This window comes from Zymobacter palmae, from assembly GCF_003610015.1.
In the GTDB taxonomy this organism is placed as follows: Bacteria; Pseudomonadota; Gammaproteobacteria; order Pseudomonadales; family Halomonadaceae; genus Zymobacter; species Zymobacter palmae.
On record NZ_AP018933.1, the window covers coordinates 2,082,329 to 2,098,108 of the forward strand.

The 15,780-nt window shown below is 59.5% G+C and carries 15 protein-coding genes; all 15 read right to left on the bottom strand.

All coding sequences use genetic code 11. From position 1 onward, the window contains the following. Positions 1–50 precede the first annotated feature (50 nt). On the bottom strand, positions 51–1,439 hold the full coding sequence (locus tag ZBT109_RS09315) for a 23S rRNA (uracil(1939)-C(5))-methyltransferase (RefSeq protein WP_027705167.1): 1,389 nt from the start codon (positions 1,437–1,439) through the stop codon (positions 51–53). Between the two features lie 102 nt (positions 1,440–1,541). Further along, positions 1,542–2,300: a pyridoxine 5'-phosphate synthase gene (locus tag ZBT109_RS09320; RefSeq protein ID WP_027705166.1), complete on the bottom strand. Its 759-nt coding sequence runs from the start codon at positions 2,298–2,300 to the stop codon at positions 1,542–1,544. Positions 2,301–2,332: 32 nt separating this feature from the next. Then, positions 2,333–3,082 (bottom strand): DNA repair protein RecO, encoded by a 750-nt coding sequence (gene recO, locus ZBT109_RS09325; protein WP_408646060.1) that lies wholly within the window; start codon positions 3,080–3,082, stop codon positions 2,333–2,335. 45 nt (positions 3,083–3,127) lie between these two features. After that, the gene (gene era, locus ZBT109_RS09330; RefSeq protein WP_232012836.1) at positions 3,128–4,084 is read right to left on the bottom strand and encodes a GTPase Era; all 957 of its coding nucleotides are present in this window, start codon (positions 4,082–4,084) and stop codon (positions 3,128–3,130) included. 7 nt (positions 4,085–4,091) lie between these two features. Then, positions 4,092–4,778 carry a ribonuclease III gene (gene rnc, locus ZBT109_RS09335; protein ID WP_027705163.1) on the bottom strand — a complete coding sequence of 229 codons (687 nt, stop codon included), beginning with the start codon at positions 4,776–4,778 and terminating at the stop codon, positions 4,092–4,094. A 205-nt stretch (positions 4,779–4,983) separates the two neighbouring features. Further along, complete coding sequence (gene lepB / locus ZBT109_RS09340; protein ID WP_027705162.1) at positions 4,984–5,769, bottom strand: signal peptidase I; 786 nt, start codon at positions 5,767–5,769, stop codon at positions 4,984–4,986. Between the two features lie 49 nt (positions 5,770–5,818). After that, complete coding sequence (gene lepA, locus ZBT109_RS09345) at positions 5,819–7,636, bottom strand: translation elongation factor 4 (RefSeq protein ID WP_027705161.1); 1,818 nt, start codon at positions 7,634–7,636, stop codon at positions 5,819–5,821. A gap of 237 nt (positions 7,637–7,873) precedes the next feature. Continuing rightward, the gene (gene murB / locus ZBT109_RS09350) at positions 7,874–8,881 is read right to left on the bottom strand and encodes a UDP-N-acetylmuramate dehydrogenase (protein WP_027705160.1); all 1,008 of its coding nucleotides are present in this window, start codon (positions 8,879–8,881) and stop codon (positions 7,874–7,876) included. Beyond that, positions 8,878–9,372 carry a low molecular weight protein-tyrosine-phosphatase gene (locus ZBT109_RS09355; protein WP_038278227.1) on the bottom strand — a complete coding sequence of 165 codons (495 nt, stop codon included), beginning with the start codon at positions 9,370–9,372 and terminating at the stop codon, positions 8,878–8,880. The genes murB and ZBT109_RS09355 overlap by 4 nt, the downstream gene beginning before the upstream one ends. Before the next feature lie 36 nt (positions 9,373–9,408). Beyond that, a complete protein-coding gene (gene kdsB, locus ZBT109_RS09360) occupies positions 9,409–10,191 on the bottom strand; it encodes a 3-deoxy-manno-octulosonate cytidylyltransferase (RefSeq protein WP_179949546.1) in 783 nt (260 codons plus the stop codon). A gap of 11 nt (positions 10,192–10,202) precedes the next feature. After that, positions 10,203–10,448 (bottom strand): Trm112 family protein, encoded by a 246-nt coding sequence (locus ZBT109_RS09365; RefSeq protein WP_051523800.1) that lies wholly within the window; start codon positions 10,446–10,448, stop codon positions 10,203–10,205. Positions 10,449–10,505: 57 nt separating this feature from the next. Continuing rightward, entirely contained in the window at positions 10,506–11,525 is a 1,020-nt protein-coding gene (gene lpxK / locus ZBT109_RS09370) for a tetraacyldisaccharide 4'-kinase (protein WP_027705157.1), read from the bottom strand. Then, on the bottom strand, positions 11,522–13,300 hold the full coding sequence (msbA, locus tag ZBT109_RS09375) for a lipid A export permease/ATP-binding protein MsbA (protein ID WP_027705156.1): 1,779 nt from the start codon (positions 13,298–13,300) through the stop codon (positions 11,522–11,524). Before msbA ends, lpxK begins: the two co-directional genes overlap by 4 nt. Positions 13,301–13,355: 55 nt before the next feature. Continuing rightward, the gene (locus tag ZBT109_RS09380) at positions 13,356–15,635 is read right to left on the bottom strand and encodes a DNA internalization-related competence protein ComEC/Rec2 (RefSeq protein WP_027705155.1); all 2,280 of its coding nucleotides are present in this window, start codon (positions 15,633–15,635) and stop codon (positions 13,356–13,358) included. Further along, positions 15,580–15,708: a hypothetical protein gene (locus ZBT109_RS14115; protein ID WP_267878425.1), complete on the bottom strand. Its 129-nt coding sequence runs from the start codon at positions 15,706–15,708 to the stop codon at positions 15,580–15,582. The genes ZBT109_RS09380 and ZBT109_RS14115 overlap by 56 nt, the downstream gene beginning before the upstream one ends. Positions 15,709–15,780 lie beyond the last annotated feature (72 nt).

Genomic DNA, 15,780 nt, shown 5'->3' on the forward strand with positions numbered 1-15,780 from the left:
TCATGCTTAGCATCGGGCGCAAAGCCCCGACGGCCATACTCAACGGTAGCTTACCGACGCTCGAAAACGGCCAGCGTTTCCAGATGTGCCGTCTGCGGGAACATGTCTACGACGGCAGCATGCGTCAGTCGATAGCCGCCCTTAGCCAGCTGCGCGGCATCGCGCGCCAGCGTTGCCGGATTGCACGACACATACGCAATAGATGAGACAGGCCGTTTGGCCAGCTGTTCGCATACAGCACGAGCCCCGTCGCGCGGGGGATCAAGCACCACGGCTTGATAGTCACCCTGTACCGGAACGCGCGTCAGGTCAGCGGTCGCCGCAGTGACGCCGTCTAGACCATTACGCTGAGCGTTGTCGAGCAGTCGCTCAACCATGACCTGCTGGCCTTCCAACGCATGAACCTTCGCGCCCATGGCCGCCAGTCCCAATGAGAAGTTGCCCACTCCCGCGAACAAATCCAATACGGCCGTACCGGCATGCGGCGCCAACCATTCAAGCGTCGTGCTGACCAGTTGACGGTTTACATCACGGTTGACTTGGAAGAAGTCGCCCGGCTGGAATCCTAGCGTCAGAGAACGATTGGCCACATTCAGCTGGTAGGACAGGTCCGTAGCACCTTCCAATGCCACCTGTTCCCCCTTGCCACGCACAAACATGACATGCACATCGTGGGCGTCACCAAAGGCCGTCCACAGTGCTTCATCGTCAGGCTGATCGCGCAGCTGGCGTACCACGATACATCGTGCGTTGTCAGCTTCGAGCAGTTCAATGTGCCCTACCTGACGCGGCGCTTCAAGCTGCTCGATGAGTGCATGCAAAGGCTGCAATAAACGTTCCAGTGAGGGCGCGAGCACCGGGCACATGGTGATGCCACAAACGCGGTCGCTGCGATGGCGACGGTAACCCAGCAGACGATTGCCCTGGCGATCGACATTGACCCCGAGCCGGGCACGACGCCGATAACCGTAGGGGGTACTGGTCAGCGCCTGCTGTGGGTCGATGCTCAATCCTTCGCGCTCGAAATGCTCAACCAACACCTGTCGCTTGTGAGCCAGCTGAGCGTCGGGGGCAAGGTGCTGCAACGCACAGCCCCCGCACACTCCAAAATGGGTGCAGGCAGGTTCGATACGATCAGGAGAGGATGTGGTGCGAGCGATGACGTGCGCTTCGTCGAAGCGGCCTCGCTGGTGGTGGATACGGACATTGACCTGTTCGCCCGGCAATGCCTGGTCGACGAACACGGTCTTGCCCGATGGCGCGCGGGCTATGCCACGGCCATCATGCCCCAGCCGCTCAATAGTGAGCGACAGGACAGAATCATCGTGCTGCACTGAATCGGCAGCGACACCCGGTGGTGCAGACACCACCGGGGTTTGAGGTGCGCGAATGGCGCGCGGTTTTACCTTGCGCGGCGGACGCCGCTGACCAAGACTCATGCTATGAACTCCACGTGATACCCGTTAAATGTGGCACGCATTTGTCCGAGTACAGCAGCCTTCCGACTCGCGTCTCAATGGCTTACCGTGTCCTCGGTGCGATCATTCGTGCTCGCTGTGATCGCATTCGCAGCCGTGACCGAACAGAGCGGCATCCATCAGGCCGGCATTCTGTGCGTCAACGATGGTTTTCTTCAGGCTGCTAGTAGCATCTGCAATGCCGAAGTGCAGTGCACGAGACAGCAGTGACGCACCGACAACAGCGGCACTGACGCCACCGATGGCAGCAGCGGCTTCAGCACTGCGACTTGCCAAGCCGCCATGAACGTGAACCGTCAGTTCGCGTTCGCAAGCGAAGTCGATCGCATTGGCCAGAGCTTCATAGGCCAGTTCGCGTTCGTCGCCTTCGGCATAAGCAAACGGACGGCTGTCAATCAGGACACCGTCAGCACCCGAACGATAAGCCTGCTCGATAGTCGACATGGTCGGAGAGACAGCGATAAACAGCTCGTTGACGCGCGCTTTCAGGCGTTCGCCTGCCTGCGGGCTGTCCAGCGCGCACAGCGGCAGACACAGACGTTCAATGCGACCGTGCGGCAGATTCTGTACACCATCAGCGGCGTTGATACGCAGCTCAAGACGGTTGCCCAGCATCGGGGTCAGCATTGCCAGCGCTTCGGCCGCATGGCCGCGCGTGGAGTGCGTGATGCTGATGAAGTCGGCGCCATTATCGAGCGCGTCGATGCAGGTACCGACCAGCGCACGGCGCCAGGACAGTGTCGCTTCACCCGCACCGGTACGACCGAGCGGCAGGATCGGGTCGATATCGATACCCAGTTGAATGCGCAGCGGTGTAGTCATTCCGATTCTCCTTGAAAAGAAGCATGAAATAGTCAGTCAGCGGCAGCCTTGCTCTGCTGCCGTTGAGTGTACAACTGTTGCATCAGCATACGGGAGCGCAAGGGTGTCTCACCCAGTAACGGCGATAATGCCGCTCGGGTCAACCACTTGGCGACACCGGCCAGCCCTGCCGCCTCCCAGTCACCGTGCGCCAGCAGATTGAGTGTTCTTCCCTCACAGCCCTTCTGCCCTTCCGCCACGGCGCGAAAACGACGGGCGTGAGACAGATAAACATAGTGGCAGTGGGGGTCGAGTGGCTGCTCAGTTTCGGTCAGAAAGACCGGTTCGGCATCCAGCTCGGTCAGCAGAGTGATCTCGAAGCGTCTTAGCGCCGCCGCACGTTCGGCGGGGCGTGTCAGTGCCGGCAAGAGGCCACCATAATGGACAAAGACGCGTTCGACGGGAAGCTCTCGCGGCAGGCAGCGCACCATAATTTCATGGGCATACAGTGCGCAGATTACGCCTTCACCGGCCAGCAAAGTCGGCGAGCCAGAAGCTTCGATCATATTGAGCGTCTTCAGCTCTCGCCGCCCCGACCATGTCACCTGCAACGGCATGAAGGGCTGCAGGATGCCCCGCGCACGGCCACGTGGCCGCTGTACGCCCCGAGCGACAGCGCGTACAAGGCCATGATCGAGCGTCAGCATATCCACCAGCGCACTGGTTTCGCGATAGGGACGCCGATGCAGCAAATAGGCAGGTTGCGGTTGCATGTCCGAAGCCTCTGACTGGCGGTCTGCCAAGATAGCACTATCCTTGCAGGCCCCCAGTCTTCACGCCAGAAGGGATCAGTCGAGATCGTAGCCCAAGCTTTTCAGCGCGCGTTCGTCATCCGACCAGCCACGCTTGACCTTGACCCACAGGCGAAGCATGACCTTGCTATCAAACAGACGCTCCATGTCGATGCGCGCTTCCTGACCGATACGCTTCAGGCGACTGCCCTGTTCACCGATCAGGATCTTCTTCTGACCTTCGCGTTCGACCAGCAACAGTGCGTCGATGTGCACAACCGGATCACCGGTACGCGTCGAGACTTTTTCTTGGAAGCGCTCAATTTCGACGGTCAGACGGTAAGGCAACTCGTCGCCCAGCTGGCGCATGACCTTCTCGCGGACCAGTTCGGACGCCATGAAACGCTGGCTGCGGTCAGTGATCTGATCTTCGGGGAAGTAAAACGGCCCTTCCGGCAGGAAGCTTGCAATCTGTCGTTCGAGCGCTTCGACCCCAGTACCCAGACGGGCAGAGATCGGCAGAATCGCAGCGAAATCACGCTTCTTGGCCAGCTCTTCCAATGCCGGTAGCAGAGACGCCTTGTCTTCTACCCAATCGACTTTGTTAACGGCCAGAATGACAGGCGCCTTCACATGCTCAAGGCGGGAGAGCACGATATCGTCCTCTTCCGTCCAGCGCATGCGGTCAACGATGAAGACAACCGCATCAACGTCACGCAGTGCCTGCGTAGCCGCTTGGTTCATAAACTGGTTGATCGCGCGATTGCGATCTTTCTTCATTACATGCATCCCAGGCGTGTCGACGTAGACCGCCTGCACGCCGCCTTCAGTCTTGACCCCCATCACCTGATGGCGCGTGGTCTGAGGACGACGCGAGGTGATCGAAATCTTCTGACCGAGGATACGGTTCATCAGCGTCGACTTGCCCACATTCGGGCGGCCGACGATAGCGACGAAACCGCAGTGCAGTGTGTTATCCATGTTCATCGATGATGAGACATCATGGTCGTGCATGTGTGATTCAGCTCCGGATCTTTGCGTCAAGCATGGTAAGGGCCTGCTCGGCTGCGTGCTGCTCGGCGTAGCGTCGACTGCTGCCACGGCCCTTGGCCGTGAGATCCAGCGCATCGATATAGCAGGTGACCGTAAAGGTCTGATCGTGCGCATCCCCGTCTACGTTGACGACAGCATATTGGGGAAGCGACCATTGGCGCGCCTGCAGTGCTTCCTGCAAACGTGTCTTGGGGTCTTTCAGTGTGTCCTGCAAATCCAGCCCATCCAGACGTGTCTGGTACCAGCGCAGAATGCAGGGACGAACGGCATCCATACCGCCATCAAGGTAGATCGCTCCGATCACGGCTTCCATCGCGTCTGCCAGAATCGATTCACGGCGATGGCCGCCGCTCTTCATTTCACCGGCACCTAGGCGCAGATATTCGCCCAAATCGAACTCACGCGCGACCTCGGCCAAGGTCTTGCCCTTAACCAGACGTGCGCGCAGGCGCGACAGCTGCCCTTCCCGAGCACTCGGGAACTTGCGGAACAGCGCTTCGCCAATGACGAAGTTGACGATGGAATCCCCGAGAAATTCGAGGCGTTCGTTATTCTTGCTGCCCACACTGCGGTGTGTCAGTGCCAGCTCAAGGTGGGCAATGGTCTTGAAGGTGTATCCAAGACGCTGGCTGACTTTATCCAGAGATTGGCTCACGAGTCTTTCATCTTTGCTGAGGCATGAGCGAGGCGACGCTATCGCCTCTGTTCCTGCACATGCATGTCGTAAACAAGGCGCTGCCTGCTAGCGTTATGCACTCAGTATGGCGCATGTTGCGACGCATCACAGCCCCTATCTCTTCACTTGTGTGATGCGAGCGCCATTCCCATCGCTACCGAGCGTTCAACCGGTCACTGTCGACTTAGTGAACGCCGCGGACAGCCGAAAAGTCAGGCAGGCCGCCGCTCCAGTGCATCCAGACGGCGAAGGTGCGCCCCACGATATTCTCTTCCGGCACGAACCCCCAGAACCGGCTGTCCTGAGAGTTGTCGCGGTTGTCGCCCATCGCAAAATAGCGGCCTTCCGGCACGACGATGTCCCACGGGCCCTGAATCTTGGTTTCAAGCTCGCCATCACGGAAACGGGCTGTCGGGTTAACGTACAGGTCGTGCTCAACGCCGCCCAGCGTTTCGTGCCACAGCTGGTTGTAGGGATCATCCGGTGCTTGTGCGGCTACCAGCGTTTTGGGCACTTCCTGACCGTTGATGGTCAGCGTGCGGTTCTCGTAGTGGATACGATCACCCGGTACGCCGACCACACGCTTGATGAAGTGCTGGGATGGATCGACCGGATAGCGGAAGACGATCACATCGCCGCGCTGCGGCATGCCCACCGGCAGAATCTTGGTGTTCAACACCGGCAGGCGAAGCCCATAGGCAAACTTGTTGACGGCAATGAAGTCGCCGATCTTCAGCGTTGGCAGCATCGAGCCGGACGGAATCTGGAACGGTTCGACCACGAACGAGCGAATCGCTACAACGACAAACAGCACCGGAAACAGCGAGCGCGGAAGATCGATATACCACGGCTGAGGTGCAGACGGGTCTTCACCGCGCGCCTTACGGCGGCGGCGCAGTACGAAACGATCCAGTCCCCAGACGATGGCCGAGAGCAGCAGGACCAGCACCAGTATCAGAGTCAAATCCATTGTATGAGATCATCCATTCGTGATCGGCGGCACTCGCCAGCGACCTCTGTCACTCGCTGGTCTTGAGTACGGCCAGGAAAGCATCCTGTGGAATCTCGACGCGTCCGACCTGCTTCATGCGCTTCTTACCTTCCTTCTGTTTCTGAAGCAGTTTCTTCTTACGCGAGACGTCACCACCGTAGCACTTCGCCGTAACGTTTTTGCGCAGCGCTTTAACGGTAGCACGTGCAACGACCTGCCCACCGATAGCCGCCTGAATCGCCACGTCGAACATCTGACGCGGAATGACTTCCTTCATCTTCTCGACGAGGATACGGCCGCGTGAATGCGCATGGTCGCGGTGAATGATGATAGCCAACGCGTCGACGCGTTCGCCGTTGATCAGCACGTCGAGACGCACCAGCTTGGCCGCTTCGAAATGCTCGAAGCTGTAGTCCAGCGAGGCGTAGCCCTTACTGATCGACTTCAGGCGGTCGAAGAAGTCCATTACCACTTCGCTCATCGGCATGTGGTAGACCAGCTGCATCTGCTGACCCAGCACCTGCATGTCGAGCTGCACACCGCGGCGGTTGACGCATTCAGTGATGACGTTACCGACATATTCCTGCGGCACCAGAATAGTGGCACGCACAATCGGCTCGCGCATTTCATCGACGCGCGCCATATCGGGCAGCTTCGAAGGGTTGGAGATGTATTCGATTTCGCCGCTGTTGAGCGCCAATTCATAATTCACGGTCGGCGCCGTGGTCAACAGGTCGAGGTTGTATTCACGCTCCAGACGCTCTTGAACGATCTCCATGTGGAGCGTTCCGAGGAAGCCGACGCGGAAGCCGAAGCCCAGTGCATCGGAGTTTTCCGGCACGTACTCAAGCGAGGCATCGTTGAGTGCCAGCTTCGCCAGCGCATCGCGGAAGTCTTCGTAGTCATCTGAGCCAAGGGGGAACATCCCCGCATAGACCTGCGGCTGGACTTTCTGGAAGCCCGGCAGGCGCTCGACGCTCGGCGTGCTCGCATGCGTGATCGTATCCCCGACCGGCGCACCGTGGATATCCTTGATACCGGCGACAACGAAACCCACTTCGCCTGCACGCAGGATGTCGGTTTCAGTGCGCTTCGGCGTGAAGATACCGATCGCCGTAACATCCCAGTGGCGTCCGGTGGATTTCATCATAATGCGGTCGCCCTTGCGCAGCGTACCGTCGAACACGCGCACCAAAGAGACGACGCCCAGATAGTTGTCGAACCAAGAGTCGATGATCAACGCTTGCAGGTCGGCATCACGATTGCCCTTGGGCGAGGGAATGTCACGCACCAAACGTTCAAGCAGCGCTTCCATGCCGAGGCCGCTCTTCGCGGAAACTTGGCAGGCATCGGTCGCATCAAGGCCGATAATCTCTTCGATTTCCTGACCCACTTTAGCCGGATCAGCCTGCGGCAGGTCCATCTTGTTCAGTACAGGCAGGACTTCAAGCCCTTGCTCGATGGCGGTATAGCAGTTCGCGACCGACTGGGCTTCGACACCCTGTGCGGCATCCACCACCAAAAGCGCCCCTTCACAGGCATACAGCGAGCGCGACACCTCGTACGAGAAGTCGACGTGTCCCGGCGTGTCGATGAAGTTGAGCTGATAGGTGTTACCGTCCTGCGCCGTGTAGTTCAGCGTGACGGACTGGGCCTTGATCGTGATACCGCGCTCGCGCTCGATATCCATCGAATCAAGCACCTGCTCCTTGAGCTCACGATCGGAGAGGCCCCCACACAGCTGGATGATACGGTCAGCCAGCGTGGATTTACCGTGGTCGATGTGGGCGATGATGGAGAAGTTTCGAATGAAGTCCAGAGAAGTCGGACCTGACTCAGCCGTCATAAAGTGATTCCGTGCGTTGCAACGCATTCAAAAAACATCGCTTTCTCATCACGATAGCGCACGCTGCATGGTGGGTATCGAACGAGAAAGCCATGAGAAGATAGAGATTCACATCAAAAGGATGCTGTCGGTAAAGATTATCACGAAACGGGAGTGCAGCGCGAAACATCCACGCACTGTCATCACCTAATTCATCTGTGCTCTCGCTCGCGTTAGGGTGCCATTGCGCCCCGCTCTTCACCCGATCTGACGAGGCTCAGGTTCCAACACAATGCCGAAGCGTGCTTCAACCTGTTGCCGGATACGTTCGGCCAGCGCCATCAGAGCGGTGGCATCACCACCGCCACGATTGACCAATACCAGTGCTTGGCGGTCGTGAACGCCCACTGTACCGTACGTGCACCCTTTAAAACCGCACTGGTCGATCAGCCATGCGGCCGGCACCTTCACCTCGGTATCGCTAACCGTGAAATGAGGCATTGATGCATGCTGCTCCAACAGGCGCTCAGCGTGTGCGCGTGCAATCACGGGATTCTTGAAAAAACTTCCCGCATTGCCCAGCTTGCGTGGGTCAGGCAGTTTCTCACGCCGCACGGCACTGACGGCCGCCGCGACCTCGGCCGGCGTGCACGGCAACGTCACGCGCGCGGCCAAATCACCGTACGCGAGCTTAGGTTCGGCCTGACGGTGTACGATCAGTTCGATCGCCGTAATCAAACAGCGACCCGCCAATGCATGCTTAAAGATACTGTCACGATAGCCAAAAGCCGCTTCACGTGCCGGAATCACGGTTTCAGTACCGTCGAAATGCAGTACATGGATAGCGTCAATGACGTCGGCCAGTTCAACGCCGTAGGCACCGATGTTCTGGACCGGTGCCGCGCCACAACGCCCCGGAATCAGAGCGAGGTTCTCGATACCCCACAGCCCATGCTCAGCCGTTTCGACCACCAATGCAGGCCAATCAACACCCGCTTCAGCGTAGACACGCACGGTATCCTGCGCACCTTCGTCGTAGCGCACAGTTGTCATCGACGGCACGATTACCAGCCCCGGCACAAAAGGGGCCAGTATGACGTTGCTGCCACCGCCCAGCACAGTAATGGAGAGTGACCGCTGCTGCGCTTCGGCCAGCACGGCCTTGCACTCATCGACCGTGGTGGGAGCGGCGAACCATTCCGCTTTGGACACGAAGCCCAGCGTATTGTGCTCCGTCAGCGAGACATTGGCGCGGATCAGCGTCATGCAGCGCCCTCCAAGCGTTTGCGGATATCGTCCAGCAGCCGATCACAGGCCTTGTTGACCAGCGTATAAACGCGGCGGAAACCTTCTTCCCCACCGTAGTAGGGGTCGGGCACTTCGCGGGTCGGTGAATGCGGGTCAAAGTCGAGCAGCAGCGAAATGCGTGCCGTCGCGTTCTTGGGTGCTCGGGCCTTGATGGTCTTGAGGTTGCGCATGTCCATGGCGATGACATAGTCAAAGCGGCTGTAATCGGCTCCCGACAACTTACGTGCCCGCAACCCTGACAGGTCAATCCCCTGTGTTGCGGCGTAGGCAATCGCACGTTCGTCAGGCGGGTTGCCGATGTGCCAGCTGCCCGTACCGCAGGAGTCGATCAGTATCGCGTCATCTAGCCCCGCCTCCTTGACCTTGCGTCGAAAGATACCCTCCGCCGTTGGTGAGCGGCAGATGTTTCCGAGGCAGACGAAAAGGACGGCGATTTTATGCGTTTTCATAAGGCATTCCAGACGTTCAAGGCTATTCAGTAAAAGCTATTCGGTAACGGAACGAGCTGCCCAAGCCTGACGCACTCGTTCAAGATCTTCTTGGGTATCGACCCCAGCCGGATAGGCCACAGGTGACAGCCCTACATGAATGGCATAGCCGTGGTACAGCGCGCGCAGCTGCTCAAGCTGTTCAATCATTTCCAGCGGCGACACGGACAGCGCCGCGTAGTCGGTCAAAAACGAAGCACGGTAAGCGTACAACCCAATATGCCGCAGCCACGGCACTTCCGTAGCGGGCAGTGCTCCCTGCGGACGGGTGAACACGTCTGCAGCAAAGCTGTCGCGAGGCCACGCAATCGGAGCACGCGAAAAATACAACGCCTGTTCCTGGTGGTCGCGTACCACTTTGACCACACTGGCACGCGCAAGTGTCTCGATATCGTCGATAGGCTCGGCCAGCGTCGCAATCGCAACGGCAGGACGTGCAATCAATGCTTCAGCCACCTGATTGATCAATGCAGGCGGCAGCAGCGGTTCGTCGCCCTGCACATTGACGATGCAAGTGTCCGGCGACAGCGACAGCTGAGCCACCACTTCGGCTAGACGCGAAGTGCCATTGGGATGATCGGGCGAGGTGCGGATCACCTCGGCGCCGAAACCGCGAGCCGCGGCTTCCACCCGTTCATCGTCGGTTGCGATGATGACCCGCGAGGCGTTCGATGCGCAGGCCTGCTGCCAGACGCGCTCGACCATCGGCGCTCCGGCGATATCGGCCAGCGGCTTGCCCGGCAAACGCGACGAGTTATAGCGGGCCGGAATCACTACCATGAACTCACTGCTCACGCGTCGCGTTCCTCTTGCTCAGCGGCGGCCAGTGTTGCCGCGGGATCGACAGGCGCAGGCTTGCCCAGCTTTTCTTCGACGCTCAGGTGACGGGCTTCCTCCACCAGCATCACAGGAATGCCATCGCGTACCGGATAAGCCAGCCCACTCTGTCGGCAGACCAGTTCCTGGCGTTCACGGTCAAACGTCAGTGTGCCCTGGCATTCTGGGCAGACCAGCATTGCAAGCAGTTCCTTGTCCATCTGTGCTGTTCCTCATGGGTAAATCGGGGCCGACCAGAGAAGGTCAGCAGGAAGGGATCATCGAGGGGCCAGTTCGGCCAGACGCTGCTGCAAAAATAGCACGAAAGCGGCCGAAGGCTCAGCGTCAACGTCCAGCGCCCAGCACTGTTCCGTCGCGAAGGACTGACATTTGACAGCATCCTTGGCCGTCATCACGATGGGGCGCTCATCGCTAAAGCGCAGATCATCAGCCGTGAACGTGTGGTGATCCGCAAAAGGATGAGGCTCAGCAACAATGCCCAGCGACGCCAGCGTGGTGAAGAATCGCTCGGGGTGACCGATACCCGCCACGGCATGCACCCCCTGTTGAAAGCGAGCGTCATCACACGCTGTGCGCTCGCCCGTCTGGAGGTGGCGCAAACAGCGTGGCGCCAGTGTCATGGAAAAGCGGTGGGCCGATGCTAGGTCACCGCTCTGCTGGAGATGAACCAGCGCATCCTCACCACCGTTGACCATCACAGCGTCAATGCTGCTCAAACGCGACAGCGGCTCACGCAGCGGCCCGCAGGGCAGGCAGTGCCGATTACCGAAACCTCGCGTGCCATCAACCACCACCAGTTCGACGTCGCGGGCCAGCGCATAGTGCTGTAAGCCGTCGTCGCTGATGATGAGGTCACAGCCTTCCGCGACCAGCAGGTCGACCGCAGCAGGACGATCAGGCGCTACGGCCACTGGCACGCCGCTCTGCTGCGCCAGCATCACCGGTTCGTCTCCCGCTTCGGCAGGCGAGCTGTCTGGCGTAACGCGTAGCGGATAGTGTGCCGCCTTGCCGCCATAGCCACGTGAGACAATGCCCGGTTGCCAGCCCTGTTCGCGCAGGTAGTGCGCCAACCAGGCCACCAGCGGTGATTTACCGGTGCCGCCCACGCTCAGGTTACCGACCACAAGGGTAGGCACCGGCGTCTGCTGTCGATAGCGGCGCTGCTGCAATCGACGGGTGACGATGCGGCGATACAGGCATTCCAATGGGCGCAGCGCCCACAGGGCCCCACCGTCGCGCCGATACCACGCGCGCTCCAGCCACTGGCTCAGGCTCATACGGCAGGCGTCTCTTCAGCGGACTGCTGTGCCGAGAACTGCACCTGATGAAGGGCAGCATAGGCACCGCCTTTTGCCAGCAGATCGGCATGCGTGCCTTCTTCAACGACACGCCCCTGCTCAATCACGATAATGCGATCGGCCTTTTCGATCGTGGACAGGCGGTGTGCGATGACAAATGTCGTGCGCCCTTTGCAAACCTCTTCCAGCGCTCGCTGAATATAACGTTCAGATTCAGTATCGAGTGCCGATGTGGCTTCGTCGAGAATCAGCAGCGGCGAGTCACGATAGATGGCACGTGCAATCGCCAGACGCTGGCGCTGCCCACCGGACAAGCGCAGGCCATTATCACCGATGGGCGTTTCATAGCCTTCTGGCAGTTGCATGATGAAGCCGTCGGCATAGGCCGCTTTGGCGGCCCGAATGGCGCGTTCACGGTCGGGGGCTTCATCGCCGTAAGCAATGTTGTCCAGCACTGAGCAGTTGAACAGAATGACGTTCTGATTCACCAACGAAATATGCTGGCGCAGCGAATGCAACGCATAGTCGGTCAGCGGTACGCCGTCCAGCAGGATCTGCCCTTCGGTGGGATCGTAGAAACGCGGCAGCATGTTCACCAGCGTGCTCTTGCCGCCACCAGAATGCCCTACCAGCGCCACCATTTCACCTTGGCGAGCATGCAGGTTGATGTGATCAAGCGCGGGGGCCAGCGTGGTATCTTCCGCCTCATAGCGGAATACAACGTTGTCAAAACGCACGTCGCCCTTGACGGTGTCCGGTGCGTAAGTGCCACTGTCCCGTTCCTTGTCATGGTCGATGATTTCAAAGATTTCCTGCGCCGCCGTCAGCCCTTTCTGGATATCGCCGTTAACTTCCGTCAGCGACTTGACCGGCTTGGACATCAGCGAAGCGGCGGTGATAAAACTCACGAACTCACCCGACGTCATTCCGTTCATCAGCGTCGGCGACAGCGCCAGCCAGAACAGAAACGCCATTGCCAGTGCCACCAGCGTCTGAATGACCGGTGCACTGATGGCCTTCGTCAGTGTCTGCTTCATGCTCTGCACGCGGTTGTATTCACTGACGCGCGCGAAACGATCGTACTCGTGCTTCTCGGCATTGTGCGTGCGCACCACGCGATAGCCGTTCAGCACCTCGCTGGCCACGTGAGTGACTTCACCAACGGAATGCTGAATGCGCTTCGACAGCACACGGAAACGCTTGCTGACGAAATTGACGATCAAAGCGATAAACGGCATCACGACTAAGAAGACCATCGTCAACCGCCAGTTCAGCCACAGCATGCTGCCGAACAGCGCCAGTACCTGACAGCCCTCTTCCAAGATCGTCTTCAACGAGTTGGTGGAGGCACTGGTCACCTGCTCGACGTGATAGGTTACGCGGGACACCAGATGGCCGGACGAATGACGATCGAAATAGCGCGCGGGCAGGCGCAGCATGTTGCCAAAGACCTCGGTACGCAGCGTATTGACCAGCTTGCGCGACACGTACTCCATACCGTACGTTCCCATGAAGGAGCCGAGGCCGCGTGCGGCGAAGATGATGACAACCGCCAGCGGCAGCATCAACCTCATGGATGTCTGCAGGGATTCTTTATGAATGCTGTCGACCAGCCAGCCCATCATGCGGGCCAGCGCCGCATTGGATGCGCCGTAGACGACGAAGCCAATCAGCGCGGCAGCAATTCCAGTAGGATACCGGTATACGTAGGTCAGCAGACGACGGTACAGTGTCCAGTTGGAAGGTGTACTCAATGCTTTCTCCAGCGCTTACACGCTTTCATGTTCAAAAGTGAAGGGGCAGTCTACCTCAAAGCCTTCGGATCACGACAGTCTGATGACTGCGCTGTGTGTCGATACTGACATTGCCCTCCGGCAGGAAGCGCACCGTGATCGCACCTGTTTCTGCGGTATTCCACTGCTTCGCGCCCACCTCACGCACACGCTCAATGGTCTGGTACGCTGGGTGATGATAGCGGTTGGCATAGCCGGTGCTGTACAGCATGACGACAGGGCGAGTACGTACTAGCAGTGCTCGCGAGTTGCTGCCGTGACTACCATGATGGCCCGCAACCCACACGCTTATCGGCTGATCGAAGGCGCTCAATAGCCATTGCTCAACCTGCGCTGAAGCGTCCCCTGTGAATAACGCCCGCCCTACGTGTCCTTCGACCAGCAGTACACAGGAACGATCGTTTTCGCTGGAAGGTAACGGTTGATCCGAGCGCGGCCACAGAAAGCGAAAGCGCACGCCATCCACCACCCACGACTGCCCCGCACGGCACAGCGTCAGTGCAGGAGGATGCCCCAACAAGGCATCGTCAGTGGTCAGTGCCGGCATCGCCCATGGCGCCCGCCACCGGCCAACATGGTGGTACTGACGTAGCGAAGGTATCCCGCCAGAGTGATCCAGATCACCGTGGCTGACGATGACGCCATCGAACGCCTGCCTAGCAGGCCACACCTCGTCAATAGCGCGCCGCCCCGAACGGCTCTGCGGCCCGGTATCGAACAGATAGCGGTGCCGATGCGTACGCAGCTCGACCAGCTGCCCCTGCCCTACATCCAGCACGGTCACCTCGAACATCCCTTCGTTTGGACATGGCGCCGACGCTCGCCCAAACGCCAGCAGTACACTGCCTAACAGTAGAATGCCACGCCAGCGCCACGTACAGCATGGCAGCATGCTCACCACCGCGACCACCATCATCGCCGTTCCAATTGCCGTGGCCGCCTCAGGGTCAACAAGCCGCGAAGGGCAATACTGCGCAGCACTATTAAGCAGTGAGCACAGCGGCGCCAGCAGGCGATCGAACAGCCACCAGCAGCCATGGGCAGCTGACGGACACGGCCAAGCACACAGCGCCCCGATCATACCAAGCGGCATCAAAATCAGTGATATCCATGGAATAGCGATCAGATTGGCAGGAAAGGCGAGCGGTGCCCAGCGCCCCATCATGACCAGCAACGCCCCTTCCATCAAAAGCGTGATCGCACCGTGACAATAAAGCAGTCGCCACAGCGACGGTGCAGTCTGCCGGTGCGGGTGCATGACGTACAACCCCGCGACCGCCCCAAAAGAAAGCCACACACCGGGCATCAGCAACGACCACGGCATAATCAGCAGCACGGCCAGCAACGCCAGCCACCACAGCTGCCAACGCGAAGGCCGCCAGCGGCTCGTGAACGCCAGTACCCACGGCAGAAGCGCAACGCAGGCGCGCGCGGCAGGCGCTCCACCTTGTGCCAGCACGGCATACCCGATCCCCACCAAAGCCGCCCCTGCACGAGGTGCTGTGGCCCGTCGATAACGGGTAGGCCATACACGCCGCATGCCCCACCGTGCCAGTGCCGCCCAGAAGCCAACGGCAAGCGTGACATGCGAGCCGGACACCACTACAAGGTGCGTTGTTCCCGTATCGTTGAACAGCTGCCAGTCCGCGTCATCAAATGCACTGCCATCGCCCACGATCATGCCTTTCAGCCACCGCTGCGCCGATGCGGAAACGCCGCTGGTTTCGATCTGCCGGCGCAGCCACGCCGCCGGCTGCCATCCGGCTTCCGACAAACGCTGAGGTGCAGGATGAGCTAGCACACGGCCGATACCCCCGATTCCTTGGCGCCGTACTCGCCATACCGTGTCCCACTGCCCCGGATTAGCCAGCCCATGCGGAGGTCTAAGGCGCACGGCAAGCCGCCATCGCTCACCTTCAGCCACGATCACCGTTGAAGGCAACGACAGCTGGAGGCGATCCAACCGCGTACAGTCTCCTGCTACGGCCAGCGGATGACACTGTTCAACACTGAACAGAGCACTTCTTAATCCCCCACGGTCGTGCAACGCCAGCACCTTCCCTTCAACACGCAATGGCTGATTCAGGAGCACTTCTGCCAACACCGACTGCCGTGCATGATGCCCGTTCAGCATAACGATCACGCAGCACAGCGTCGTCAGGCAGCCCAGCACGCTACGTCGCCACAGCCAGCCACCACCGTTCAACACGATGATTACCCATGCCACCCACCACAGCCACTTAGGCCCCAGTAACGCCACCCACAGACAGCAGGCCGCCGCACAGGTCACTGGCATCAACGGCACATGACGACACATCGGCCGCACTGTTCTTAGCACCACCCGTACACAGCACAACAACAAGTGACACCTCATGGCTCCATTCCTTTATCCCCCTTCCCATAGGGCATCGGATGACGTGCCCCCCAGTTGAGGTGACTCG

What these genes read in the sequence shown, in the direction of transcription:
- murB (WP_027705160.1), bottom strand. Translation starts at nt 8,881, where the DNA reads ATGACGCTGATCCGCGCCAATGTCTCGCTGACGGAGCACAATACGCTG.
- ZBT109_RS09380 (WP_027705155.1), bottom strand. Translation starts at nt 15,635, where the DNA reads ATGCCAGTGACCTGTGCGGCGGCCTGCTGTCTGTGGGTGGCGTTACTG.
- lpxK (WP_027705157.1), bottom strand. Translation starts at nt 11,525, where the DNA reads ATGAGCCTGAGCCAGTGGCTGGAGCGCGCGTGGTATCGGCGCGACGGT.
- ZBT109_RS09355 (WP_038278227.1), bottom strand. Translation starts at nt 9,372, where the DNA reads ATGAAAACGCATAAAATCGCCGTCCTTTTCGTCTGCCTCGGAAACATC.
- era (WP_232012836.1), bottom strand. Translation starts at nt 4,084, where the DNA reads ATGCACGACCATGATGTCTCATCATCGATGAACATGGATAACACACTG.
- ZBT109_RS09365 (WP_051523800.1), bottom strand. Translation starts at nt 10,448, where the DNA reads ATGGACAAGGAACTGCTTGCAATGCTGGTCTGCCCAGAATGCCAGGGC.
- ZBT109_RS09320 (WP_027705166.1), bottom strand. Translation starts at nt 2,300, where the DNA reads ATGACTACACCGCTGCGCATTCAACTGGGTATCGATATCGACCCGATC.
- kdsB (WP_179949546.1), bottom strand. Translation starts at nt 10,191, where the DNA reads ATGGTAGTGATTCCGGCCCGCTATAACTCGTCGCGTTTGCCGGGCAAG.
- ZBT109_RS09315 (WP_027705167.1), bottom strand. Translation starts at nt 1,439, where the DNA reads ATGAGTCTTGGTCAGCGGCGTCCGCCGCGCAAGGTAAAACCGCGCGCC.
- lepA (WP_027705161.1), bottom strand. Translation starts at nt 7,636, where the DNA reads ATGACGGCTGAGTCAGGTCCGACTTCTCTGGACTTCATTCGAAACTTC.
- lepB (WP_027705162.1), bottom strand. Translation starts at nt 5,769, where the DNA reads ATGGATTTGACTCTGATACTGGTGCTGGTCCTGCTGCTCTCGGCCATC.